At 62.4% G+C, this 24,566-nt stretch carries 19 protein-coding genes and 2 riboswitches; of the genes, 12 read left to right on the forward strand and 7 right to left on the reverse strand.

What is annotated here, in order from left to right; translation table 11 throughout:
- Positions 1–87 precede the first annotated feature (87 nt).
- From PLO63_11955 to PLO63_11975, 5 genes are all read right to left on the reverse strand, one after another.
- The gene (locus PLO63_11955; GenBank protein HOI74846.1) at positions 88–801 is read right to left on the reverse strand and encodes a cytochrome c3 family protein; all 714 of its coding nucleotides are present in this window, start codon (positions 799–801) and stop codon (positions 88–90) included.
- 70 nt (positions 802–871) lie between these two features.
- Positions 872–2,434: a flavocytochrome c gene (locus PLO63_11960; protein HOI74847.1), complete on the reverse strand. Its 1,563-nt coding sequence runs from the start codon at positions 2,432–2,434 to the stop codon at positions 872–874.
- A 190-nt stretch (positions 2,435–2,624) separates the two neighbouring features.
- Positions 2,625–3,170, reverse strand: a complete 546-nt coding sequence (locus tag PLO63_11965) for a DUF4142 domain-containing protein (GenBank protein ID HOI74848.1) — start codon at positions 3,168–3,170, stop codon at positions 2,625–2,627.
- 50 nt (positions 3,171–3,220) lie between these two features.
- The gene (locus PLO63_11970) at positions 3,221–3,796 is read right to left on the reverse strand and encodes a phospholipase D family protein (GenBank protein HOI74849.1); all 576 of its coding nucleotides are present in this window, start codon (positions 3,794–3,796) and stop codon (positions 3,221–3,223) included.
- Between the two features lie 405 nt (positions 3,797–4,201).
- On the reverse strand, positions 4,202–4,366 hold the full coding sequence (locus PLO63_11975) for a hypothetical protein (protein HOI74850.1): 165 nt from the start codon (positions 4,364–4,366) through the stop codon (positions 4,202–4,204).
- Positions 4,367–4,457: 91 nt separating this feature from the next.
- Between PLO63_11975 and PLO63_11980 the strand changes: the two genes are divergently transcribed.
- From PLO63_11980 to ccsB, 8 genes are all read left to right on the forward strand, one after another.
- Positions 4,458–5,477, forward strand: coding sequence for a cytochrome c3 family protein (locus PLO63_11980; GenBank protein ID HOI74851.1), 1,020 nt, complete (start codon positions 4,458–4,460; stop codon positions 5,475–5,477).
- Positions 5,478–5,500: 23 nt separating this feature from the next.
- The gene (locus tag PLO63_11985; protein HOI74852.1) at positions 5,501–6,391 is read left to right on the forward strand and encodes a sulfurtransferase; all 891 of its coding nucleotides are present in this window, start codon (positions 5,501–5,503) and stop codon (positions 6,389–6,391) included.
- A gap of 120 nt (positions 6,392–6,511) precedes the next feature.
- Positions 6,512–8,509 (forward strand): multiheme c-type cytochrome, encoded by a 1,998-nt coding sequence (locus PLO63_11990; protein HOI74853.1) that lies wholly within the window; start codon positions 6,512–6,514, stop codon positions 8,507–8,509.
- Positions 8,493–9,302 (forward strand): rhodanese-like domain-containing protein, encoded by an 810-nt coding sequence (locus PLO63_11995; GenBank protein ID HOI74854.1) that lies wholly within the window; start codon positions 8,493–8,495, stop codon positions 9,300–9,302. The genes PLO63_11990 and PLO63_11995 overlap by 17 nt, the downstream gene beginning before the upstream one ends.
- An 8-nt stretch (positions 9,303–9,310) precedes the next feature.
- Positions 9,311–11,182, forward strand: coding sequence for a hypothetical protein (locus PLO63_12000; GenBank protein HOI74855.1), 1,872 nt, complete (start codon positions 9,311–9,313; stop codon positions 11,180–11,182).
- A 51-nt stretch (positions 11,183–11,233) separates the two neighbouring features.
- Positions 11,234–12,025 (forward strand): enoyl-CoA hydratase-related protein, encoded by a 792-nt coding sequence (locus tag PLO63_12005; GenBank protein HOI74856.1) that lies wholly within the window; start codon positions 11,234–11,236, stop codon positions 12,023–12,025.
- Positions 12,026–12,244: 219 nt separating this feature from the next.
- Complete coding sequence (locus PLO63_12010; protein ID HOI74857.1) at positions 12,245–13,630, forward strand: cytochrome c biogenesis protein ResB; 1,386 nt, start codon at positions 12,245–12,247, stop codon at positions 13,628–13,630.
- On the forward strand, positions 13,627–14,469 hold the full coding sequence (gene ccsB, locus PLO63_12015) for a c-type cytochrome biogenesis protein CcsB (protein HOI74858.1): 843 nt from the start codon (positions 13,627–13,629) through the stop codon (positions 14,467–14,469). The genes PLO63_12010 and ccsB overlap by 4 nt, the downstream gene beginning before the upstream one ends.
- A gap of 1,484 nt (positions 14,470–15,953) precedes the next feature.
- On the opposite strand, the gene PLO63_12020 is transcribed toward ccsB, so the two are convergent.
- Positions 15,954–16,592, reverse strand: coding sequence for a response regulator transcription factor (locus tag PLO63_12020; protein HOI74859.1), 639 nt, complete (start codon positions 16,590–16,592; stop codon positions 15,954–15,956).
- Positions 16,589–18,829, reverse strand: coding sequence for a PAS domain S-box protein (locus tag PLO63_12025; protein HOI74860.1), 2,241 nt, complete (start codon positions 18,827–18,829; stop codon positions 16,589–16,591). The genes PLO63_12020 and PLO63_12025 overlap by 4 nt, the downstream gene beginning before the upstream one ends.
- Before the next feature lie 201 nt (positions 18,830–19,030).
- A riboswitch (cobalamin riboswitch) is annotated at positions 19,031–19,153 on the forward strand.
- 34 nt (positions 19,154–19,187) lie between these two features.
- Between PLO63_12025 and PLO63_12030 the strand changes: the two genes are divergently transcribed.
- The 4 genes from PLO63_12030 to PLO63_12045 all read left to right on the forward strand — a co-directional run bounded on the left by PLO63_12030 (position 19,188) and on the right by PLO63_12045 (position 24,369).
- A complete protein-coding gene (locus tag PLO63_12030) occupies positions 19,188–20,219 on the forward strand; it encodes an iron ABC transporter permease (GenBank protein HOI74861.1) in 1,032 nt (343 codons plus the stop codon).
- Complete coding sequence (locus PLO63_12035) at positions 20,219–21,049, forward strand: ABC transporter ATP-binding protein (GenBank protein HOI74862.1); 831 nt, start codon at positions 20,219–20,221, stop codon at positions 21,047–21,049. Before PLO63_12030 ends, PLO63_12035 begins: the two co-directional genes overlap by 1 nt.
- A riboswitch (cobalamin riboswitch) is annotated at positions 21,009–21,177 on the forward strand. (Overlaps the previous gene by 41 nt.)
- Before the next feature lie 49 nt (positions 21,178–21,226).
- Positions 21,227–23,305, forward strand: coding sequence for a TonB-dependent receptor (locus PLO63_12040; GenBank protein HOI74863.1), 2,079 nt, complete (start codon positions 21,227–21,229; stop codon positions 23,303–23,305).
- 194 nt (positions 23,306–23,499) lie between these two features.
- Positions 23,500–24,369, forward strand: coding sequence for a ribonuclease D (locus PLO63_12045; protein ID HOI74864.1), 870 nt, complete (start codon positions 23,500–23,502; stop codon positions 24,367–24,369).
- Positions 24,370–24,566: the final 197 nt, after the last annotated feature.

Below are 24,566 nucleotides of genomic sequence, written 5' to 3' on the forward strand. Positions count from 1 at the left end.
TTTATCGCCGGGAATGGTGCAGGTGGCGGGGGATAAGAAAAATCTGTCCGGGACGGCGTCCGAAGCGTCGTCCCGGACGGCTGGGAGTTATTTCGCCTGCCCGGGAATCTTCATCTGAAACTTCACGTGGCAGTCGAGGCAGTACACTTTAGACGGACCATGGGCCTTGTGGCAGACGGTGCAGGCGATATCCCCCAGGTGGGACTTGTGGGGGTTCCGGTCCTTGAAGTCCTTGGGTTCCGTTTTCTGGGCCAGTTTCTCCATCGGACCATGGCAGGTCAGGCAGCGGGCGTTTTCCACCGTGTCGTCCGGTTTTGGCAACGCCTTGCCGTGGCAGCTGGCGCATGCCACACCCTTGTCGGCATGGAGCTTCGCCGTGTATTCCTCCTTGGCCAGCGTACTGTAAATCTCCTTAAGCAGGTCCATATCCTCCCGGGTCGGGGCTCCCCAGCTTCCCTTCACGCCGACCAGTCCGAAGCTCTTTCCGGGCGTCCAGGCGTGGCATGTCAGGCAGTCGAGGCTGCCCTTCGGGGGGATGTGGCCGGTGTGAATCTTGACGGAGAAGGGACGCTTCTTCGCCTCGCCGCTCATGTCGGGGGAGTGGCACGCAAGGCAGGCCGCCAGGTCTTTTCCCGTCACGGGGGGGTGGGTCTTTCCGACGACGGCCTTCAGGTCCGCGTGGCAGGAGCTGCATGAGACTCCGGCTTTTTTTGCCGCCCCGTCGGCGTTTCCCGCGGGCAGGGCGAGAAGGATCGCCAGGAGTGCCGGCAACAGGAACAGCAGATAATATTTCTTCTTCATGGGTGACCTTCCTTGGGAAAGGGGAGCCCGCGGGGAATCCCCGTGCGGGCTCCCCTGCAAGGGGGTTCGTTTACGCCTTGACGGCATTCACACCGGCCACGCGGCCGAAGGACACGCAGTCGGCAATGGCGTTGCTTCCGAGTCGGTTCGAGCCGTGGACGCCGCCGGCCACTTCGCCGGCCGCAAGGAGCTTCGGGATCACGGCGCCGAAGACGTCGATGACCTGGGCCATCGGGTTGATCCGGATGCCTCCCATGCAGTGGTGGACGGCGGGCCATTGGGCGACGGAATAGAAGGGGCCCTCCACCAGGGGGATCATGACTTTCGTCATGGACTTGTTGAAGTCGGGGTCTTTTCCCGTTTCGATGTACTTGTTGTGGTCATTGACAGTCTTCTCCAGGGCGTCCGCCGGGATGCCGAGCTTGCCTGCCATCTCGCGGATGGAGGCGGCCTCGATGAACCGGCCTTTCTTCAGGCCCGCGTCCACTTCCTCGTAGGAGCCGCCCATCTTGAGGACCATGGCGCGGTTGAAGATGCTCCAGGTGGGCTTCATGCTGGCGCCCATGTTGATCTGCGCGAAGGCGCAGACATCGCGCCGCTCCAGCTCGTTGACGAAGCGCTTGCCCAGCTTGTTGACGTAGACGATGCCGTATCCCGGGCCGTTGAAGGGATACACCGCCGGGGTGTCGAGGATGCTCGTCTCGGGTTCTGCGAAGGGGTAAAGCTGGATGAAGTTCATCTGGAGGGTGTCGGCGCCGATGGCCTGGGCGAAGCGGATCATCTCGCCCGTCGCCCCCGGGTGGTTGGTACAGCCGAAGGCGGCCACCAACCGTGGGTTGTGGGCCATCCGCATCTTGAGGTCCCGGCTGAATCCGCCGGAGGCGAGGATGAGGGCCTTGGCGGCCTTGATGTTCAGGGTCCGCCGTCCGCGCTTGACTTCCACGCCGAGGACCGGGCTCTTCGGATCGGCGTCCTTCCGCCAGATCCAGGTAACTTCGGAATTAAGGACCATCTTGGCTCCCCGCTTCTCGGCGATTTTCCGGAGCGCCTCGGTGTATTCACGCCCTACGCCGGCGACGGCCGAGTGGGTCCGATAGGCGGTGTGCCCGCCGGCCCGGGTGACCGTCGGACGAATTTTCGCTCCGCCCTCGTCGATCATCCAGTTCAGGGCGTCGGCGGCGCCGTTGGCCATGACCGCGACCAGTTCGGGAATGTTGTAGTAGTCGCCCCCCTTGAGGGTGTCGTTGATGTGCTGCTGCGGGCTGTCCTCACCCAGGTTCAGCTTCTGGCGATAATGGAATTCGCTGTCCCAGGCCGCATAGACGCCGCCGTTGATGATGGAGTTTCCGCCGTAGGTGGGCATCTTCTCCAGGACGACGACCTTCGCGCCCTTTCCCGCAGCCTCTGCCGCCGCCGCCAGTCCGGCGAAGCCGGAGCCGATGATGACCACATCCCACGTTTCGTCCCACTTGGTCGGGAGTTTCTTGATCATTGCTTCCGCCGAACCGGGGACTCCCATGTTGAGGGCGAGGCCGCTGGCCGCCGCCGCACCCATCGCAACGGCACCCTTGAGAACCGAACGCCTGCTTACGCCCTTGGTCCCTGTCGCTTCCGTGTCTTCACGCTTCATCATTCGCTTACCTCCTTGCATAGACATGGGGTGGTTCTTTTTACCCTGTGGAGCCGGTCACTCGACCGCATTCCACCGCCGATTCCCACCATGAATCGGGGCGGATCGACGCAGTGGCGTCTCGATCCGCTGCCTGTCTTGTTGTTTCGTATGGGTTCCGGTGTGCCTCCTTTCCGTGTCTGGTCAGGGTTTCCTATTTTAAAAAGGGTTGAGGGATTCGCAACAGAATCTCCCGCGCCCGTTTCAACTGCGCTTCGATCCAGGGAAGGATGCCCCCGGCGAAGGCCCGGACGTCCCGGTCCTGTCCCTGTTCCGCCTCCTTCCGGTAAAGGCGCTCGCTCTTTTCATGTTCGTCGATCATGAGGCTGACATACTGGCGGTCAAAGCCCGCCCCCTGCTCCCGGGAGAGATAATCCAGCGTCCGGCCCTGCAGCGGATCGAGCATGATGTCGATGGAAATCCCTTTTTTCTGTGCCAGGGAGATGAGCTTGTCCTGAATGTTCTGATTCTCCAGGATCATGTCTTTCCCGAAGTTCCGGATGTCTCCTCCTGCGGCCTGCATCCGGGCGAGGTCTCCCAGCGATATCTGCCAGAGGCTGTCTTTTGCCGCCTGCAGGAGAAACGAGCGGTCCGGCTCCGGGAAAGGATTGCCCCGATCCTGGGCGAAGGCGATGCCGAATATCATGAGGACCGGAAGCATGCCGTAAATGATCCATCTTGCCGTTCCGACGATCTTCATCGTTCTTCCTTTCCAAAGGCCCGGCGGCCGGAAGGAGGCGTCTCCTTCCGTCAGTACGGGGCTGAATGCGACCGGTGTGACTTCCAGTTCTCCGTGAATGCCCGGGCCAGTTCCGGTGAGTCCATGATCAGGAGGTTTTCGCCGTTCATCTCGTCGGAAGACGTGGAGAAGTTCATCGACCCCGTGATGACCGTCCGGCCGTCGATGACGATCACCCGGTCGTTGGCGGTGGCGTGTGCGCCGTCCAGGAAGACGGGGACGCCTGCCTGGACCAGCTGCACGGCCGGTGTCAAGCCTTCCTGGCGCTCCGATTTGTCGAGAATGACCTGAATCCGGACGCCCCGCTCATGGGCGTCCAGGAGGGACCGGGTCATGGAGGGACTCAGGAGGGTGTGGGCCTGGACCAGGATCTCCGAGCGGGCGCCGTCCAGGACCTGAATGATCCCCGCTGTGGCGCCTCCCCGGGGGCTGAAAAAAACTCGGACCGGCGTGTCCTTTCTGAGGATCAGCTCCGCCGCGATGGCTGTCCCGGGACCGGCAATGCATGCGATGACAAGGAAAAGCAGGGGTTTCCGCAGGTGAGAGCGGCGAGGGGCCGGTCTTGGATAGCGGCTCATGCGAAACATGGCACGTCCCAGGAGCGAAACGGCATAAATCCGTTCCGGCAGGATTGTGATCGGTGGTGGACGAAAAACCCAGGAGACGCTTCGAAAGAAACCGGAAACCGCCTTTGAAGTTCCGACACGCTTGACGCGCGAAATTTATACTACATTTTCAAAGACAATGGCAGATTTTTTTCGGTTCCTCCGGATCGCCGCTGTTGCCGGCCGGGAGCCGGGTCCACGTTCCGTGCCGGCCGCATCTCTTTCAGGCTTTTCGACCCTGCGGGAATCAGAATGCCGGAACCGCCGCCGGCGGACAATGGGGACAACCCCTACTTTTGCCGGGGAGAAGCCCCGATACGGGTCGCCCCCGGTATCCGGAAAGTTGTGAATCCCGGCGTTTGACACGGGAGAACCGGTTTGTTAATATCACCTCACATTGATCAACCACCGTGAGGGCCCTGCCATGCGATGGCTTTTCAAACCGTTTTCGATCTGCCTGCCCTTGATTTTTTTTACGGCCCTGGCCGCCCATGCCGCCCAGACAAGCTCCTGCGTGACCTGCCACACCAGTCCGTCGATCATGAAGTCCATGGTCAAGCCCCCCTCTCTGGAAGCCGCGGGGGAGGGGTGAGCGGGAGCGCCTCCGCCGGTCAAGGCGGAAGAATATTATAAAGGGTACGTGGTGGATAAGAACCTCGTCGGGAAGGACGTCCACCTGAAGCTTCCCTGCAAAGTCTGCCATCAGGGGGATGACAGCATTGTATCCAAGGACAGGGCGCACAAGGGCCTCGTCAGGAAACCCTCCGACAACCTTCAGAAGTGCGCCATGTGTCACCGGAAGATCACGGAGACCTATGCCAAATCCCTTCACTACACCTCGGCGGGCCAGCGGGAAGGAGTCAAGCCGCGCTTCTCTCCAGCGGAGTTTAAGGTCTTCGAGGAAAAAGTTTTTGAGAAGTCCTGCCGGAGTTGCCATGCCTCCTGCGGTGACTGCCACGTCAAGTCGCCGCCTGTTTCCGGGATCAGCCTGGGATTGATTAAAGGCCACAAGTTCGTGAAGAAGGACGAGGGAAGGACCTGTGCGTTTTGCCACGGGGGCCGGGTGTATCCCGAGTTTACCGGCGAGTTCGGAGGCTCGCCGGATGTGCACTACCAGAAGGGGATGATGTGCATGGAGTGCCACAAGAAGGCGGAAATGCACGGCGACGGGACTGCGTACAGGAGCAAGCAGGAGGTGAAGGATCGGCCGGCCTGCACGAACTGCCACAAGCCGGCGAAGAGTCCCAGGTTGTACGTCCAGGCGTCACATGAGGGGCACAGCGACAAGGTGACCTGCTACGGCTGCCATTCCTCCGGACAATACAGGGACTGCAGCGATTGCCACGACGGTCACTCCAAGTCGTCATCCGCCTTCCGGCTGGGCCTTAGCCCCCGGGACCCGAAACGCCTGACGACCCTGCGGCTGATTCCCACCGTCCGCAACACATTTGCTCCAGCCGGCATCAAGATGGAGCATTTCGACGCGCTTCCCAACTACTGGGACAGCCCGGTCCACAACATCCGGAAGCGGACGGACCGGACCCGGAACTGCGACGCCTGCCACGTGGAGAAGGCGGGCTTCCTGACGAAGGAGCAACTGATCAAAGATGGCTCCCTGGCCAACCAGGGACTGATCTGTCCGATCAGGCCGATCAAGCAGTAAAAATTGCATAAGGAGGATGACCGATGAAGAGAAGGAGCGTGCTGTTGGCCGTCGTGATGGCTGCCCTGCTGCTGCCCCTGGCGGCCTGGGCCCAGGTTCTGGATCCCATCGTAACAACCGACTGGCTGGAGAAGAACCTGGCAAACCCGAAACTGGTGATGCTGGACCTCCGGAAGGTTGAGGAATACAAGGCCGGCCATATTCCCGGGGCGGTCAATGCCTTTTACGGGACCTGGGCGATCAAGAAGGGGGAGCTCCTGAATGAGCTGCCGCCGCCGGATGATCTGGCGGATGCAATCGGCGGAGCCGGGATCGGGCCGGACTCCTGGGTCGTCCTGATTGGAAAGACCGCGGCGATGCCCGACCGGTTCGACATGACCCGGGTGGCCTGGACCCTGAAGTACATGGGCGTCGACCGGGTGGCGATCCTGGACGGCGGGCAGGACAAGTGGGCAAAAGAGAAAAAGGCGCTTTCCCAGGACATGGTGAGGCCTAAGGCGAAGTCCTTCAAGGCAAAGGTGAACAAGGGGCTCTTCGTCTCCAAGGCGTATGTCGCGGACAAGCTGGGGAAGGCCGTGATCGTCGACGTCCGCGGCCCTGCGTTTTTTGAAGGAAAGGAAAAACTGCCCTTCGTTCCTAAGCCGGGGCGCATCAAGGGCGCCGTGAACCTGCCCGTGGCAGCGATCTTCACGCCGGAGGGGCTCTACAAGCCGAAAGATACCCTGGCCGCTCTTGCCTCGAAAACCGCGGGGCTGGATCTCGACCGGGAGATCATCCTCTATTGCGACACCGGCAAGACCTGCACGTCCTGGGCCTTTGTCATGTCAACCATGCTGGGCTACAAGGATGTGAAGATCTATGACGGCTCCTTCATGGAATGGTCGAAGGATCCTTCCGCTCCCATGGAGCCGTAAACTCGCTGTAGAAAAGCCCGTCCGCCCCGGCCGGGACGGACGGGCCTTTCAACCCCCGATCATGGGAGCGGATCCGCCGTTCGCGCCGCTCTCCCCGTTTGATGGAATGGGAACCGGATCATGAAGCAGCCGACCGCATTCCAGGTATCTCCTGTCACGGCCGTCCTCCTGTTCTGTGCACTGGTGTTCATTCTGACCGCGGCCCCCCCGGCGTGCGCCCGGATGCATCCGGACGTCTGGCTGAGAAACGAGCAGGGCGACCGGATCACCCCCTCCGAGAATCGGGCGGACGCCTACAGTCCGAAGCGGACCTGCGGAGCCTGCCACAACTACGACACGATCACCTCGGGGTACCATTTCCAGCAGGGCTTCGACGAGATGAGCGACCGCCACGATCCGAAGAGGCCCTGGATCCTCTCCCCGGGCATGTTCGGGAACTGGTCTCCCTTCGCCGCCGCCGGACGGGTCGCCCGGAAGGCGAACGGCAGTGCACGGGAGATCGACCTGTCCACGTACGACTGGATCGGCGGTTACGGGAAGCGGAACCGGAAGGCCGGCGTCGAGTCCGTGGCCTGCGGCTGGTGCCATCCCGGAGGCGGTCCCCTCGAGTACGGACGCCGTGCCGACGGACGCCGCAACCTGACGGCGAGTCATATCGAGGCGGAGCGGTCCGCGAAGGCCCCTCTCGACGGTGACTACTCTTCCCACCTGACACCGGACGGCCGGAGCCATTTCCGCGAGAGCGGCGTCCTGGAGGCGGACTGCCTGATCTGTCACCGGAAAAACTACCGGTTCGACGACCGGATCGAGCAGATCAACCGCCGGAACTACCGCTGGGCCGCCACGGCGGGCGGCGGCCTCGGGAAGGTAAGCGGTTCCGTCTTCGCGTATGCCGCCCCCGGGGCGGGACCGGAATCAAAGGCCTTTCTCCAGGGAACATGGAACTTCACGAAACGGCCCGTTACGGATTATTCCTGGGGCGACGGGCGTCTGTTCACAAAGGACGGCCGTCTTCGAGGATCCGTCCTTTCCCGGGCGGTAGAGCGGGACAACTGCCTGGCCTGTCACCGCGATGGAGACGCCAAGAACACCGGAACGATCAACCATGCTTCCCATGACGTTCACGCCGCGGCGGGTCTCCGCTGCACCGACTGCCATCCCCTGGCGGGGAAATCCAGGACGGAGCGGCTCCGGCACCAGATCGCCAAGGGATGGAATCCGGCGGTGTCCGTCCGGAACGACCTGGACGGGCGGGACATGAAAACCTGCGCCGCATGCCATTATGAAGGGAAGTACAGGCCTTCCCGGTCTGGAATGCCCACGGCGGCCAGGGATCCGCAAGGCACGCACGAGAAAAAGTTTCCCCGGGGCTCCTTCCATCTTTCCCTCATCGCCTGTACGGGATGCCATGCCGCGGAGCGGCCCGCCCGGGGACTGGCGATGCTCGACATGAGCACCGGCCGGGAGTCCGGGTTCACGGCGGACGCGTTCGACCTTGCCCTCGTCCCGGCGGACTATGGAAGACAGGCCCGGACGCCATGGCTTCCCTGGCAGGCCAGGGGCCGGTCTGGCGGGGTGTCCCGCGAGAAATACCTGTCTCATGTTCCGAAAATGAAGGTTTGGTTCGGCGAGCGGACGAAGAATGGGGAGATCCGCCCGATTCCCCTTCGGCACGTACGCCGGGCAGCCGGCGAGGTTCGGGGCCTGACGATCCTTTCGGTGAGCGGTGTGGACGAGAAAAAGGTTCGTCTCCCCGCCGTCGTGTCCGATGCGGACATCCTCGGGATGCTCCAGGTGCTGCAGAAGAAGGGATTCCGGAACGTGGTCTTCGTCTCCGACCGGGTCTACCGTCTCGAGGGAAAGGGGATCGCGGCGGAGCCCCCGGCCGATGCGGTGAAGTCCTATCCGGTGGAGCACGGCATCGCGCCCCTTAAGCAGGGGAAGACCCTCGGTGCGAAGGGCTGCGCCCAGTGCCATGATGATGCGGCCCCTTTCTTTTCGAAAATGCAGTTGAAGAACCCGAGGGGGTTCCTCAAGGATGATTATCCGAACCTGAAGGAGCCGAACGCGGCTCCCCAGATGAGCGAATGGGGGTTGACCCGTGTCCCGTCCTACTGATCCCGGCTGCCGTACATTCCGGATGCTCCTTGCCAGGCTCAAGGGATTCGGCTTCTTCGGCATGATCGTCTGCTTCGTTCTGCTGACGGTTGGAACCGCCGCCGCCTCCCAGGATGCCGGAAGCGGCCCGTCGGCCGTCGGCCCGACGGACCTGAATCGCCTCCTCGGGGAGGGAGGAGCAACGGTGCTGAATGTCATGAGCCGGATTGAGTGCCTGGACAGCCGGATCCCCGGGTCGGTCTGCCTCTCCACCGGGGATCCGGCGGAACAGCTGGCAAGGATCGCACCGGACCGGAGCCGTCCGCTGGTTCTCTACTGCGGGATTCCTGGTTGTTCCCAATGGGAACCGTTCCTGGAGGCGGCGCGGTCCCTCGGGTACAAGAAGGCCTCGATGCTCAAGGGCGGCATGGAGGCCTGGAAAGAGGCGGGCTTTGCCGTCGAGTCTCCCTCGCGGATTCCCCGGAAGCCCATGCCCGCGATCCGGCCCGCCGCGCTCAAGGGCTGGCTGGAGCAGAAGCGGCCCCTTACGGTCCTCGACATCCGGACCCCCGGTGCGTATGAGAAAAACCACATCGGCGAAGCCGTCCATATCCCCCTCGAGGCGCTTCACGAGCGCTATCCGGAAATCCCCCTCGACAGACCGGTTCTCGTCGTGGACGACCAGGGCGAGCGGTCTTTTCTCGCGGCGTCGTACCTGCGGAGAAAAGGGCTCGATGCATGGCGCCTCTTCGGAGGGATGCGGCAGTGGCAGGCGTTTCTCGAACAGGAATCGAAATCCCGGGGCAGAAAATAGGTTGAACGATGGAACGATTATTTTGCTGGTTGCGGCGACACGGCGCGGGCCTGTTCGCGGCGGTTGCATGCCTGGCCCTTTTCTTGACGGCAGGACCCGGGTACGCCCTGGTTTCGTCCTCGACCTGCCTGGGCTGCCATAGCGGCGAGCCGTTCAAATCCCGATATGCTGCATCGGCCCACGGAGCGAACAGTTGCACAAGCTGCCACCGGGGGATCTCCGACACGCGCCGCCACATGCGGGGCGAGGAGAGGCCGACACCCGTGGCCTGCGGCGACTGCCACGGGGAAGTCACCCGGGCGTTCGGGAAGAACGTTCATTTCCTCCGGGAGAATTTCCAGTGTGCCGACTGCCATGGGGAGATTCACGGGCTCCGGAAAACAGAGGGGAGTGTCAAGAAGGCCATCGTCGAAAACTGCTCGCGATGCCACAGCCGGGATGAATACGTCTCCGCAGGACACGCCGAGGCCGTTCTGAAGGGCAACGAAGACGCCGCCTCCTGTGCCGACTGCCACGGCCTCCACGACACACGGGCCTTTCATGCGGCCGGCGGCACGCACCCGAAGGAGGCACGGACGCATTACACGGAGCGGTGCGTGAAGTGCCATGCCGATCCGGACCTGGTGAAGCGGAACAGGCTGAGGTCGAATGTCGTCGCCTCTTACGAGCAGACCTATCACGGCAAGGTCCGCGACGCCGGCTATCCATCCCGGGTCGCGGGATGCGCCGACTGCCACAGGGGGCACGACATCCTTCCCAAGACGGACCCCAAATCCAGTCTCCATCCTGCGAACCTTACGAAGAGCTGCGGCGACTGCCACCGGGGATTCCACCCCCGCTTTACGTCCTACATCGCCCATCCGGACTACCATGACAGGGAGAATTACCCCGCCCTCTACTGGGCCTTCATCTTCATGGAGATCCTGCTGGGAGGGGTGTTCATCTTTTTCTGGACCCATACCGCCCTGTGGTGGCGGAAGGTCTACTGGGAGAAGCACCGGCGGGAAAAGGAGGGCCTTCTGCCGGAACAGTGCTTCCCGGGAGCCGACGGTCATGTCCAGATCCAGCGCTTCCGTCCCTGGGAGAGGCTGATGCACGTGGTCCTGATCATCTCGTTCTTCACGCTGATCCTGACAGGGTTCCCCATCAAGTACCCCTCCGTGGCCTGGTCGAAATTCCTGCTTGGACTGTGGGGAGGCAACGAGGTGGCCGGATTCTTCCACCGGCTGGCGGCCTTTGTCCTCATCGTCATGGTGACGATCGTGGCGATCAAGGGCCTGATATACTTCTTCCCCAGAGGGCAGGGCGCGAAGGGCCTCGTCGGCCGCATCTTCGGTCCCGAGTCGCTGGTTCCCAATCTCAAGGACATCCGGGACATCCGGGACATGTTCCTCTGGTTTTTCAACCGGGGGCCCATGCCGAAGTTCGAGCGCTGGACCTACTGGGAGAAGTTCGACTTCTGGGCGGTCTTCTGGGGCATGTTCGCCATCGGCGTCTCGGGTCTTCTGCTGTGGAAGACGGAATGGTCCTCCTGGATCGTTCCCGGCTGGGTTCTGAACGTGGCGACCCTGGTCCACTCCGAGGAGGCGCTCCTGGCGGCCCTGTTCATCTTCACGGTCCACTTCTTCAACACGCATTTCATCCCGACGAAGTTCCCGCTGGACCGGCTCATTTTCTCTGGAACCTATACCCTGGACGAAATGAAGGAGCAGCGTCCCCTGGAGTATGAGCGGGTCGTGGCGGAAGGGAGGCTCGATGGCCTCAAGCGGGAGCATCCCGGCCTGCCCGTAAAGCTCTTCGCCGCCATCTTCGGCCTGGGGAGCCTGCTCTTGGGCCTTCTTCTCACTGCGCTCATCGTCTGGGCAATGCTGGCGCCCTGAATAGGTGCGGCGTGACCGGACGGACCCCGTTCCGGAAAGGAGGGAACCGCCGTGGAATTCGAGCATATCCTGCTGGAAAAATGGGATTCCGTATCCGTTCTCCGCATGAACCGGCCGCAGTCCCTCAATGCCCTGAGCACGGGCCACCTGACGGACATCGTGAAAGGGCTGGAGATCTGCGCCGAAGACGACGCGGTGCGCTGCGTGGTTCTGACGGGGCAGGGGCGCGCCTTCTGCTCCGGCGGGGACATCGGTGAATTCAGGGATTCACTGGACACGAACCCCTCGGAGCCCCTCCGGCAAATCATCAAGCTTCTGAACATCGCCATCCTGGCCATCCGGACGATGCACAAACCCGTCCTCGCCGCCATAAACGGGGCCGCCGGGGGAGCCGGCATCAGCCTGGCAGCCGCCTGCGACCTGCGCCTCTGCGCGGCCTCGGCCCGGTTCCGGCAGGCCTACACGAGCCTGGGGCTGGTCCCCGACGGGGCCTGGGCGCTCCTGGTCCCGCTCCTGATCGGATTTTCCCGGGCCAACGAGCTGATTTTCCTCGACACGGTCTTCGACGCCCGGCAGGCCCTGGAGTGGGGGCTCGTTAACCGCGTCGTGGAAGACCCGGAGTTGGAGCGGGAAGTCCATGAACTTTCCGGCCGCCTCGCCCGGGGTGCCACGACGGCGTTCGCCATCGCCAAGGAGAATATGAACCACTCCATGATGGACCTCCTGGAACGGCAGCTGGAGCGGGAGCGGTCCGGGATGATCCGGGCGGGTAAGACCCGCGACTACCAGGAAGGGGCCCGGGCGTTTTTCGCCAAGCGGCTGCCTGAATTCAGCGGAAAATGAGACGCCGGCGGGGATTTCACCCGGCAGCCGGAGAAGCCGCTTCACCGATAAAGACGGGTATATCGACAGGCGGACGGAAAAGACGGGCCGCGCCCGTTTGCGCGTCTCGTCTCTTGCCTTGCCATTCCGTCGATGATAAAAAGGAGCCATTCCCGACGGCGCTGCCGGACAGGACGGGCGGACGGTCGGGTAGTTACATCTACACCGGAGGTCCGCCCATTGGGCATCAGAAACAACCCTGTCTGGTCCTTTTTCTCTTCCGTTCGTCTCACCCTGGTCCTTCTGGCCGTCCTGGCCGTTCTCGCCGTGATCGGAACGCTGGTGCCGCAGCAGGAGTCCGCCCAAGAGCTGGCCCGGCGGCTGTCTCCGGGAGCGATTCGCATTCTCGATGCCCTGCAGGTTTTTGACCTTTATCACTCCGTGTGGTTCCTGCTCGCCATGGGTCTCCTGACGGCCAACCTCGTCGTCTGTTCCGTCAACCGCTTCCCTGCCTCCTGGCGGCGCTTCAAGGCGGAGCCGCCCGCGGCGGAAGGGCTGTTCCGCGATGTGCCTCCGGAGCGGACGGCCTATGTCAAAGGAGGGCGGGACGAGGCGGTTGCAAGGGCCGAAGGCGCGCTCCGCGGGCGATACCGCGACATCCGCCGGTCGGAGACATCCAGGGGCGTCGTCCTCCAGGGACAGAAGGGGCGGATCACCCATCTGGGCGTGTACGCCGTCCACCTGGGCGTCCTCCTCATCGTGGCGGGGGGGGTGGCGGGCTCCCTCTTCGGATTTGACGCCTATGTGCACATCGGCGAAGGGGAAACGGCCGTGGCCGCCGACCTGGCGGGTGGAAAGGGGCAGCACAAGCTCGGATTCGGGATCCGGTGTGACCGTTTCCTCATTGAGACCTACGAAAACGGCATGCCCAAGACCTACCGGTCCGACCTGACCTTCCTGAAGGAGGGACAACCGGCCTTCCAGGGTGCACTTCTGGTAAACCACCCCCTGACCTTCGAGGGGATCCGCTTCTACCAGTCGAGCTACGGCCAGTCCGCCGACGGAAAGGCCCGCCTGTCCTTTACCCGGAAGGGAGGGGACCGGAAAGATCTGGCCGTTACGCTCGGGGAGTCCTTCGACCTGCCGGACGGGGATGGGACGGTCCAGGTTCTGCGGGTCGAGGAGAACATGATGCAGATGGGGCCGGCAATGAAGCTCGGCGTCCGGTCCGACCGGGGCGCGGTCCAGTTCTGGGTCTTTCAGGAAATCGTGAAGATCCGGGAGGGGAACCCGGGGCTCTTCGAACAGGTGCCTCTTTTCAACCCGGGATTGTTCTCCCCCTATGTCTTCTCGCTTCAGGGCATCGAGGCTCGATATTACACGGTTCTGAAGGCCGCGACCGATCCGGGGGTTCCCCTGGTGGCGCTGGGCGGCCTGGTCCTTGTGGCGGGACTGATGGTTGTCTTCCTGGTGGATCACCGCCGTGTCTGGATGCTCGTGGAGGAGAACAGGGGAAAGCACCGGATCTCCATTGCGGGGCGAAGCCTGCGGACGTCCGCGGGACTGGACCGCGAACTGGCCGGTCTGGTCGGGGCGCTCCGGGGGAAGGAGGACAAGCCGCAATGATCAGCTCGAAGATCCTGGCCTGGGTTACATTTCTGTATTTCGCCTCCTTCACGGGATACCTGATCGGCATCGTCCGCGGACGGGACGGATGGGGGAAAGCGGCTTCCTGGACCCTGGTGGCGGGACTGCTGGCTCACACGGCAGCCCTGCTCCTCCGGTGGAGGGAGTCCTACGAGATGGGGATGGGGCATGCCCCCCTTTCGAATCTCTATGAGTCTCTCGTGTTTTTTTCATGGGCGGTGGCCTTTCTGTACCTCCTGGTGGAGTGGCGGACGCGGAACCGCACGACCGGTGTGTTCGTGGTTCCCGTCGCCTTTCTGCTGATGGCCTACGCCTCCATTTCACCGGGAATCAGCGACCGGATCCAGCCCCTGATCCCGGCCCTCCAGAGCAACTGGCTCACGAGCCACGTCATCACGTGTTTCATGGGATATGCCGCCTTTACGGTGGCCTTCGGCCTGGCGATCCTGTACCTGATCAAGCTCCGGCGGGGAAATCCGGGCGCGGGTTCCTCCCGTTTCGTCTCGCACATTCCGGACGAGGACGACCTGGAGGAGCTGCTCTACCAGAGTGTGCTGCTGGGATTCGTGTTCCTGACCCTGGGGATCGCCACCGGGTCCATCTGGGCACACTACGCCTGGGGAGCCTACTGGAGCTGGGACCCCAAGGAGACATGGTCTCTCGTCACCTGGGTCGTCTATGCCGCCCTTCTTCATGCCCGGTTCATCCGGGGTTGGAGGGGGAAACGACTGGCCGTCCTTGCCCTGGTGGGATTCGCGGCGATGCTGTTCACGTATCTGGGGGTGAATTATCTGCCCAGCCTCCACGCCTACATGTGACGGGTTATTGAAAATTGCCCGCCTGCTTCGTTCCCCTCGTCATTCTGTTCAGGAGTGACGGATTTCAAATCCGCTCCTCTTTCCGTCTTTCTTTTTCTTTCCCTCCGAACCGAATCCCCTTTCCTTGTGCATTCAGCGCATCGGCGCAGGGGGCTGCCACGGGGGCTCCCGCCGTCGCGAAAACGTTTCCGCTCTTCGCCTTCTGAAACGGAAGAGCCTGGGGTCCGGAAACGTTTTCGAATTGCTCCTCTGGGAACCCCCGGTCGCGCCCCCGCGAACCTTTAAACATAGGGACACTTCCCCTATTTTTTCGTCACGAACAGGCAAGGCGCGTTGTTCCCGAATCAAAATAATAAGGGAAGTGTCCCTGTATTTCCTATTTCTTTTCTTTTTGTACCGAGCCGAATTCCCTTTCCTTTCACATTCAACGCATCGGCGCAGGGGGCTGCCACGGGGGCTCCCGCCGTCGCGAAAACGTTTCCTCTCTTCGCCTTCTGAAACCGATGAGCCTCGGATCCGGAAACGTTTTCGAATTGCTCCTCTGGGAACCCCCGGTCGCGCCCCCGCGAACGTCGGTCGGGGAGAGGGGGCTTCCCGGAGCGCGAATAGCGGCTTTTTCGGGGCACCCTGCCGTCGCAGCGCAGCGCCCGCAAAGTCATCTGTCTGAGCACCGCCAGGTGCGAGTTATGACTTTGCAGCGGAGCGAGACGATGCAGGGTCGAAAAAACGCTTCTGAGCGCGAGGGAAGTCCCCCTCCCGCCATTCGACCATCCATTGGCGGCTGGTTCTGTTTAAAAAAAAGGAAAAAGGAAGAGGAGCGGATTTGAAATCCGTCGCTCTATCTCCCCAAAGAAGAGCCCCCCTCCTTCGAAAAGGAGGGGGGCTCGGGGAGGGGTGTGGCATTGCATGCCCGCCGGAGGGCGGGTGGGGTGGTTGGATTCTGCCTAGGCGATGTCCATCGGGGTCGCCATGGGATCCACCCAGCCTTTTTCGATCTTCCGGGGGATCTTCTTTCCTTTAGCCTTCTCTTCTTTCCGTTTCATGGTTCCTTCTCCTTTCCTCTCTGCCTGTTCGCATTTTTTAACCGGCCACGTCGCCGGCCTTATTTCCCAATCATGTGGGGAAAGCACGTAGGGTCCACCCACAGGCCGCCTCGCTTGACGGCCCTGCTGTACTTCTCCCGGATGGTTCTTCTCTGGGTTTCTTTTCTCATCATGTCCCGGCCCCTTGCCTCTCTCTTTTTTTTCAATTGCAGAGTAACCGGTCCGGCGTGTCTGCGCCATCGGGAGAGCTCCGAAATCGGATGAGGAAGGGGTGGGAATCTTGTCTCGGTCAGGGAGAAAAATCCGGATCGGTGTCCGTCCGATGAGAACCCGACTGGGTCCCCGCGATGCGGGCCGGACGCCGGGGGGGGGCATGGGCAGGCACGCCCGGAAGGGCTTCCGGCCGATCCCCCGCGGGGACGCGGCCGGATCCCGGCACCTTCAGCCGACGAGCTTGTTCTGGACGGCGTAGAGGGTGATCTCGGCGTTGTTCTTCATTCTCATTTTCTCGAGGATGTGGGTTCGATACGTGCTGATCGTCTTCACGCTGAGGAAAAGTTCATCGGCGATGGCGGAAACGGTCTTGCCCGAGGCGATCATGAGCATCACCTGGTACTCCCGGTCCGACAGGAGTTCATGGGGCGGTCGGGTCATGTCGGTGCCGAGAAACTCTGTGAGGCGCTCCCCAAGGGTGGCACTGATGTATTTCCCTCCCTCCGCAACCTTCCGGATGGCCGAGATCAACTCGTTGGGCGCGCTGGCCTTGGTCAGGTAGCCCGAGGCGCCTGCCCGGAGGGCCCTGATGGCGTACTGTTCCTCGGGATACATGCTCAGGATCAAAACGGGCAGCTTCGGCTTCTCGTCCTTCAGGTCTTTCAGGACTTCCAGTCCGCTGCGGCCGGGCATTGAAATGTCCAGGAGGACCACGTCGTGCTCCTTCTTCCGGACGCAGGCCATGACCTCCTGCCCGTTTCCCGCCTCGTCGGTCACCTCCATGTCGGGCGTCTCCGACAGGACCTGCTTGAAACCGGCCCTCACAATGGGATGATCGTCGGCAATGAGGATGCGGATTTTCTTCATGGTGTATCTCCTCTGTTCTCATAAGGAATTCGAACCTTGACGGTTGTTCCCTTCCCTTTTTGCCCATTGATGGCCACGTCCCCTCCCCAGTACAAAACCCGCTCGCGGATCCCCAGGAGGCCGAAGGAATCGGGTTTGGCCATCTGCTCCTCCGTGATTCCCCTCCCGTTGTCCTTCACGGTCAGCCGGACCTCCCCGTTGACCAGCTTCAGCGATACCTGGACTCGCTTGGCCTCTGCATGGCGCCAGATGTTTGTCAGGGTCTCCTGGAAGATGCGGAAGACCGCTGTGGACAGATCCGGATTCAACTGCATGTCCTCGGGCTCCACCTTGACGCGGCAGTGAATCCCCGTCCGCTTGGTGAACTCGCTCGCCTGCCACTCGATCGCAACCGGGAGTCCCAGGTGGTCCAGCATGCCCGGGCGGAGGTCCATGTAGATCCGCTTCAAGGTCTTCATGGTCATGTCCACGAGGCTCGACATGGCGTCGATCCGCTCCCTGATCTCGCGCTGATCTTCAGGAACCTTGCGGTTCAACAGGACAATGTCCGTGTTGAGGGCCGTGAGCAACTGCCCCAGCTCGTCGTGGAGCTCCCGGGCGATGCGGGTCCTTTCCTTTTCCCGGACCGACTGCAGGTGGGCGGACAGGTTCCTCATCTGCTGGCGCGACCGTTCCAGCTCCGCCTCGGCCCGCTTTCGCTCGGTGATGTCCTCGTAGGTGATGACGATCCGCTTTTCCTGAAGGCTCTCCCCCGTCCGGGAGGCGCTGACCAGGCAGTCGATATCGGTCCCGTCCTTCTTGCGGCAGGGGAACTCGACGCTGACGGTCCGCTTTTTTTCGAGCGTGTTGTAGAGGATCTCCGCGATGGCTTCGTAATCCGCATCGGTCCGGTACAGGATGCGGCTGCTCATGCCGACGATGTCCCTGGCCCTCCAGCCGAAGACGGCCTGGACGCCGTCGTTGGCGAAGATCACCCGGCGATCCTGAAGACCGATCACGGCGTGGGGAATGGCTTCCAGGATCGAGGCCTCCAGGGCCTCCAGCTTCGCGAGCTTGTCCCGGGCCGCACTCTGTTCCGTAATGTCCATGGAGTTGCCCAGAACGGCCCGCCGCCCCCGGTAGAGGATGAAGGTGACCGTTTCCATGATCCACCGGATCCGGCCATCTTTCGTAATGATCCGGAATTCGTGGGGCGATTTCCGGTCACCGTGAAGCATCTGGTGCGAATTTTCCCTCACCTTGAAGCGGTCTTCCGGGTGAACGAGCTGCATCGAGTTCATACCCGTCAGCTCCTTCTGGCTGTACCCGGCGTAGCCGGCGGCGTTCTCGTTGACGAACTGGAAGACCCCGTCCTGAACGACGTAGACCCCCGCCTGGGAGCTGTCGGCCATGGTCCGGTAGGCCTCCTCGGCGAGCTTGCGGTCCGTAATGTCCTCGAAGGTGATGACGATGTTTTTTTCCTTGAGGCTCTCGCCGATGCGCGAGGCGGTGATGAGACACTCGATGTGACGGCCGTCCTTGCGGCGGCAGGGGAATTCGGTGCTGTGGGTGCGCTGGTTCTCCAGAGTGGAATAGAGCTCCTGGGCGATGGAGTCCCAGTCCCCGTCGCTGCGGTACAAGACCCGGGTTGTGGCGCCGATCAACTCCTCCGCCTTCCAGCCGAAGACCTGCTCGACCCCGTCGTTCGCGAAAATGATGCGGCGGTTTTTCAGGCCGATCACGGCGTGGGGGATGGCCTCGAGGATGGACGCCTCCAGGGCCTCCAACTCAGCCAGCTTGTCCCTGGCCTCGATCTGCTCGGTGATGTCCATCGAGTTGCCCAGGACGGCCCGCTTTCCCTTGAAGCGGATCGAGGTGATGACCTCGGTGATCCATCGGACGTCGCCGCTCTTGGTAATGGTGCGGAATTCGTACGATGAGGTCCGGTTCCCGCGGAGCATCTGGATCGCCGCCTGGCGGACCCGTTCCCGGTCCTCCGGGTGGACCAGGCTCATGGACTCCATGCCGAGGAGGTCTTCCCGCGGGTATCCCCAATAGTCCGCCGCATGCTGGTTGACGAACCGGAATTTGCCGTCCTGGACGACGTAGATACCCGCCCGGGACGTGTGCTCCAGGGTCCGGTAGAGCCCCTCCACCAGGAGACGGTCCGGTCCCGACGGGGCCAGTTTGTCGAGTTTCCTCCGCAACTGCCCGATCTTGCGAACCAGTTGTTCCTTGGTATTCGTCTCTTCTGCCACGCCGGTTCCTCCCAGGTACAGGAAATGTCGGACGAATTCTCGTGGATTAGTAACAGGTTTGCCCCTGCTGTGCAAGGTTCGAGTCACAGTTCCGGCAGTCCTGCCCCGTTTCCCGGCCTCCCATTTTCACCTTGACAAGCAAAGGCCTTCTTTCCTACATACCCAAAAAAGCGCGGATCCACCGCGCGGGACGGATGCCGAGGAAGAGGGGTGGAAAGCCCCCGCTGCCCCGCAGCCGTGAAGGGAACGAAAGCCCGAAACGCCACTGCCGCGGATCAACCGCGGTGGGAAGGCGGGCAAGTAGGCCGCCCGAAGCCGGAATACCGGTCCGTCCCCATGACCTCGAGGGAGGCAACCCGTGGAAGACACCCTCCACAAAATCGTTACGCCGGCCCGGCTGCTCCGGGTGACGATCCTTTTTTCCCTGGCATTCGTCTTCGTTGTCGTGATCGCAATCCTCGTCGGTCCGTCGGAGATCGCCCCCCTTGAGATCCTGAGGAGCATTTTCCGGGATCGGCAAGGGGCGGACGCGGCCGCCGATCCGGGACGGACGATCCTGTTTTCGATCCGCATCCCCCGGATCCTCTTCGCCGGGATCGTGGGAGCCGCTCTGTCAACGGCGGGCGTCGTCTACCAGGCACTCCTCCGCAATCCCCTGGCGGATCCTTACATCCTGGGCGTTTCCGGCGGCGCCTCCGCCGGAGCCGTCGCGGGCATTCTTCTCGGCGCCTCCACTGTCCCTTTCGGCACACCGCTCCTGGCCTTCACCGGGGCACTGGCCGCCACGTTCCTGGTCTTCGGCACGGCGCGGAAAAACGCCTCCCTCTCCTCCAACACGCTCATCCTGGCGGGGGTCATCGTCAATGCCTTCACCTCTGCCCTGGTCTTTTTCTTCCTGTCCATCAGCAGCTCGAGCGAGGTGCACAACGTGGTCTTCTGGATCATGGGAGACCTCGGAATCGCGTCGGAGAAGGACATCGGCCTCGTCGCCCTGGTTCTCCTGGCCGCGTTCATCCTGATTTACGCCCACGCGCGCTCCCTGAACCTCCTGGTCGTCGGCGAGGAGACGGCCCTTCGTCTCGGCGTCTCCGTCGAGAGTACGAAGAAGATCCTCCTGGCGGCGGCCTCCGTCCTGACGGCGGCGGCCGTCTCGTTCTGCGGAACGATCGGCTTCGTGGGACTCATCATCCCCCACATGATGCGCATGCTTCTGGGTGCGGATCACCGCCTGCTCCTCCCTGCGTCCCTGCTTTTCGGGGGGGCGTTCCTGATCGCGGCGGACACCCTTTCCCGCACCCTGCTTGCCCCGTCGGAGATGCCGGTGGGGGTCGTCACTGCTTTCTGCGGCGCCCCGTTCTTCATTTACCTGCTGAGGAAAAGGAGCGCCTGATGTACGCCGTTCGCGTGGAAAAGGTGAGTTACCGTTACGAGAGGACGTGGGTGCTCCGAGATCTCTCCCTGGACGTGCAGCGTGGAGCCTTCCTCGGGATTCTCGGTCCCAACGGCTCCGGCAAGACGACGCTTCTGAACCTGGTCGACGGGATCCTTGCCCCCCTGGAAGGGAGGGTTCTCCTGGAGGGGACCGATGCGTCGTCTCTGGACCGGAACGAACTGGCCCGGATGGTTGCGGTGGTTCCCCAGGATTCTCCCCTGATCTTTCCCTTCACGGTTCAGGAGATCGTCCTCATGGGACGCGCTCCCCATCTGGGACGGTGGCGGTTCGAGGGAAAACGCGATTTCAAGATCGCCCGGGACGCCATGGAGAAAACGGGCACCCTCCCGCTGGCGGGACGCCCCATGAGCGCGCTCAGCGGGGGGGAGCGGCAGCGGGTCTTCATCGCCCGCGCCCTGGCCCAGGAGCCGCGGATCCTCCTGCTTGACGAACCGACGTCCAATCTCGACATCCGTCATCAGAGCGAATTTTTCAGTCTGGTGGCGGAGTTGAACCGGACACAGGGACTGACGGTGATTGCCGTCAGCCACGACATCAACCTGGCCTCCCTCTACTGCCGGCGGATCATCCTCCTGAAGGACGGGACCGTCCACGGCGAGGGAAGCCCCGAAGAAATCATCTCGGAGGAAAGCATCCGGAACGTCTTCGGGGTGCCCGTCCGGGTGGATCGCCACCCGCAGACGGGAAAGCCCCGGATTACACCCATCTGCAACATGCCCCCGGAGCGAGGAAGCCGGTCGAATGCCGGCGCTGCCCCGCAACTGTAAGCGGAACGAAATCTGCAGAAGGCCACGGATCCGGACCAGCCCGCCCCATACCGGGGAACCGGGCTGATCCAGGGGGATCGGGAAGGCGCAGAGAGTAGGATTGAAGGAAGCCGCGAGCCAGGACACTCGACCGGGGGAACATCATTCCGATTCCCGAGGGGGAAGAAAGGAGTATTCATGAAGCGCGTCATCTGTTTCCTTGTCGTATTCCTGTTCGTTTTCATCTCCATTCCCGTTGCCGCCCCGCCATCCATTGCCGCCGCCCCGCCGGACCAGCCGTCCGACCGACCGGCCGTCATGGAAGAGATCGTGGTCACGGCCACGCGCAGCGCCGAAGAGGCCCGGAACATTCCCTCGGCCGTCACGGTGATCACGGAAAAGGACATCCAGAACTCCGGGGCTACCAGCCTGGTGGAGGTCCTGGAGAAAGTGGAGGGGATCCAGGTCCGGTCGTACAGCGGGAACTCGCCCCAGTCGATCGTGGACCTGCGCGGGTTCGGAGGGGACAACCCCTTCGGGAAAACCCTGGTCCTCCTGGACGGGCAGCGCCTGAACCGCCCGGACATGTCCTCGGTGAACTGGTTCCAGGTCCCCCTGTCCAGCATCGAGCGCGTCGAGGTGGTCCGGGGGGCGAGCTCCGTCCTCTACGGCGACGGCGCCGTGGCGGGCGTCATCAACATCATCACGAAGAAAGGAACACCCGGGACGCGGGCCTACGCCTCCGTGACGGCGGGCAGTCACGGCCTCCACAACGAGAAAGCGGGAGTCTCCGGCAAAGCGGGATCTGTCTCCTATTCCGTCCAGGGGGAGAATTTCTTCAGCCTCGGATACCGCAGGCACTCGACCCTTTCCTCGCAGAGTGCCGGTGCAAACCTTCGCTACGACGCGACGGACGCCCTCTCTGCTTCCCTGGGGGTCTCCTTCAACCGCTCCGATTATGAACTCCCGGGAAATCTCACCAGGATGGAAATGGCCTCGGACCGGCAGCAGGCCGAGCCGGCCCGCCCCGCCTACTGGACCTCAGGCGGCTACGGGGACGACGCGCTGGACAAGCACACGAACGTGAACCTGAAGATCGAGTCCCTCCTCGGCTCCTTCGGGCGCCTGGAGATGATCGCCTCCTACGGCAAAAAGGAACTGGATGCCAACATGGCCTCCTGGGCCCTCTACACCAACACGGAATCGGAAACGTACGGATTCACGCCGAAATACATTCTGGAGCACTCGTTTTTCGGTTTTTCCAACAAGCTGACCACCGGTGTGGACATCTATCGGGAGCCCTACGTCAAAAAGTTTTACAGCAGCCGGGAGCGAACGGACAGAACGGCCATCGCGGACCTGTACAAGAACAGCTTTGCCTTTTACATCCGGGATGAATTCAGCATCCTCAAAAACCTGATCCTGAGCGCCGGTTACCGCAACGAACGGGCCGTAATCGGGGGAGACTACAACAACCACACCGTTCCCGCTCAGAGCTTCACGAACAGGGAAAAGATCCATCACGGTGAGGCCTATGAGGGCGGCCTGACCTGGCTGATCGGCAAGAAATCGAGTGTCTTCGCCAAATACGCAACGGTCTTCCGCTTCCCGTTCCTGGACGAACAGGCCTCCTACAACGGCTTCGGCGGCATTCCCTTCTTCGCGGACATCGAGAAGGAAACAGGCCGGAGCTACGAAGCGGGAACCCAGTTCTTCCCACTGGACAACCTCAAGATCGCCCTCTCGGTCTTCCGCATCGACATGGAGAACGAGATTGCCTGGAACAGCCTGACCTTCCGCAACGAAAACCTTGACCCGACCCGCCACGACGGCGCGGAGGCGTCCTTCTCCTGGCAGGCCGTAACATTCGCCCGGCTGTACGGGAATTTCACCTACCACCGGGCGACCTTCGAGGCGGGGGAATTCAACGGCAGGGAGGTCCCCCTTGTCCCGAGACGCATGGCCCGGCTGGGCGTCGAATTCAGCCTGCCGTACGCCGTGACGGTAAAGCCCGAGGTGCGTTATGTCGGCGACAGCTACATGAGCGGCGACAACAACAACGACGGCGACAAGCTCGAATCCCACACGGTGTTCGACCTGTATGCGTTCTACCGGCCGGAATTCAAGGGCTTGAAGCTGACGGTCTTCCTCGGTGTGGAAAACCTGCTGAACGCTACGTATTCCTCCATCGGCGTGGAGGAAACGGCCTGGACCCCCCGGGTGTACTATCCCATGCCGGAGCGCACCATCAAGGGAGGCCTGACCGTCGAGTTCTGACGTAAGACCAGGCGGGCCGGGGGGCGGACCCCCTCCCTCCCCGGCCCCATCCCATATCCCGGTCTTTTCCCCGCCCGAGCGACCGGTTCCCCGTCCCCCCGCCATCGCCCGTTGACAAACCTCCTCCCTTGGCGTATTGCAGCTTTCATTCCGGCAGCAAATCTCAATACGTCCAGTACATGGGAAGAACCGTCATGGCATCGGAAACGAGATGGATCTGGGTGGACACAACGGAAAAACGGCAGGAGGCCGGCCGCGACATCGCCTCCTCTCCCTGGATTGCCCTGGACACGGAGTATGACTCCTTCCGCTATTTCCGGGACAAGCTCTGCCTCATCCAGGTCAAGACGCCCGCCATGACCTACCTGGTAGACCCCCTGGACGGCACGCCCCCGGAATATCTCGCCTCGCCCTTTGCAAGCCGCCAGATCCTGAAAGTATTCCACGCCGGAGACAACGACATCCGCCTTCTCCACCGCGATTTCGGATTCACCTTCCGGAACGTCTTTGACACGTACCGGGCGGCAACGCTCCTGGGACACCCGAACCTCTCCCTGGCGGCCCTGGTTGAGGACTGCCTCGGGATCCCCTTTCCGAAGCGCAAGAAGGTCCAGCGGTCCATCTGGGACATCCGGCCCCTGACGGAGGAGCAGCTCACCTATGCTGCGGAGGACACGCGGCATCTGATTCCCCTCTACCGGAAGCTGGAAGCCGATATCCGGGAGAAGGGCCTCCAGGAGGAGGCCAAGCGCTCTTTCCGGGAAATCGCCGCCGCCCGCTGGCAGGAGCGGCCTTTCCGTCCCGATGGGTATCGCAGGATTCAGGGGGTCTGGGAGCTGACCGAGCCGGAGCGGGAACGGTTGAAACGGCTGTATTCCTGGCGCTGGTGGAAAGCGAAGCAGATGGACCGCTCGCCCTTCATGCTCATTTCCTCGCAGGAGATGATCGCTCTGGCCGGACTGGAGAATGCATCCATCGAGACGCTGAGAAAAAGCGGGATCCTGTCTCCGGAGCGAACAGGCCGGTACGGAGCCGAGCTGGTGAAAGCCCTCCGGGAGCCGTGATGAGAGCCGGCAAGAACCGCGGGAACGAAACGCGATTTCTCACCCGAAAAATCAACTCAACGGATTTCAAATCCGCTCCTCTTTCCGTCTTTCTTTTTCTTTCCCGCCAAGCGAATCCCCTTTCCTTGTGCATTCAGCGCATCGGCGCAGGGGGCTGCCACGGGGGCTCCCGCCGTCGCGAAAACGTTTCCGCTCTT

The organism is Syntrophales bacterium, assembly GCA_035363115.1.
Classification (GTDB): Bacteria; Desulfobacterota; Syntrophia; order Syntrophales; family PHBD01; genus PHBD01.

Bases quoted from the DNA above. Each gene is read 5' to 3' on its own strand.
- PLO63_11965 (HOI74848.1), bottom strand. From the start codon at position 3,170: ATGAAGATCGTCGGAACGGCAAGATGGATCATTTACGGCATGCTTCCG.
- PLO63_11970 (HOI74849.1), bottom strand. From the start codon at position 3,796: ATGTTTCGCATGAGCCGCTATCCAAGACCGGCCCCTCGCCGCTCTCAC.
- PLO63_12020 (HOI74859.1), bottom strand. From the start codon at position 16,592: ATGAAGAAAATCCGCATCCTCATTGCCGACGATCATCCCATTGTGAGG.
- PLO63_11975 (HOI74850.1), bottom strand. From the start codon at position 4,366: ATGGACTTCATGATCGACGGACTGGTGTGGCAGGTCACGCAGGAGCTT.
- PLO63_12000 (HOI74855.1), top strand. From the start codon at position 9,311: ATGGAACGATTATTTTGCTGGTTGCGGCGACACGGCGCGGGCCTGTTC.
- PLO63_12045 (HOI74864.1), top strand. From the start codon at position 23,500: ATGGCATCGGAAACGAGATGGATCTGGGTGGACACAACGGAAAAACGG.
- PLO63_11960 (HOI74847.1), bottom strand. From the start codon at position 2,434: ATGATGAAGCGTGAAGACACGGAAGCGACAGGGACCAAGGGCGTAAGC.
- PLO63_12040 (HOI74863.1), top strand. From the start codon at position 21,227: ATGAAGCGCGTCATCTGTTTCCTTGTCGTATTCCTGTTCGTTTTCATC.
- PLO63_11990 (HOI74853.1), top strand. From the start codon at position 6,512: ATGAAGCAGCCGACCGCATTCCAGGTATCTCCTGTCACGGCCGTCCTC.
- PLO63_12035 (HOI74862.1), top strand. From the start codon at position 20,219: ATGTACGCCGTTCGCGTGGAAAAGGTGAGTTACCGTTACGAGAGGACG.
- ccsB (HOI74858.1), top strand. From the start codon at position 13,627: ATGATCAGCTCGAAGATCCTGGCCTGGGTTACATTTCTGTATTTCGCC.
- PLO63_11985 (HOI74852.1), top strand. From the start codon at position 5,501: ATGAAGAGAAGGAGCGTGCTGTTGGCCGTCGTGATGGCTGCCCTGCTG.
- PLO63_11955 (HOI74846.1), bottom strand. From the start codon at position 801: ATGAAGAAGAAATATTATCTGCTGTTCCTGTTGCCGGCACTCCTGGCG.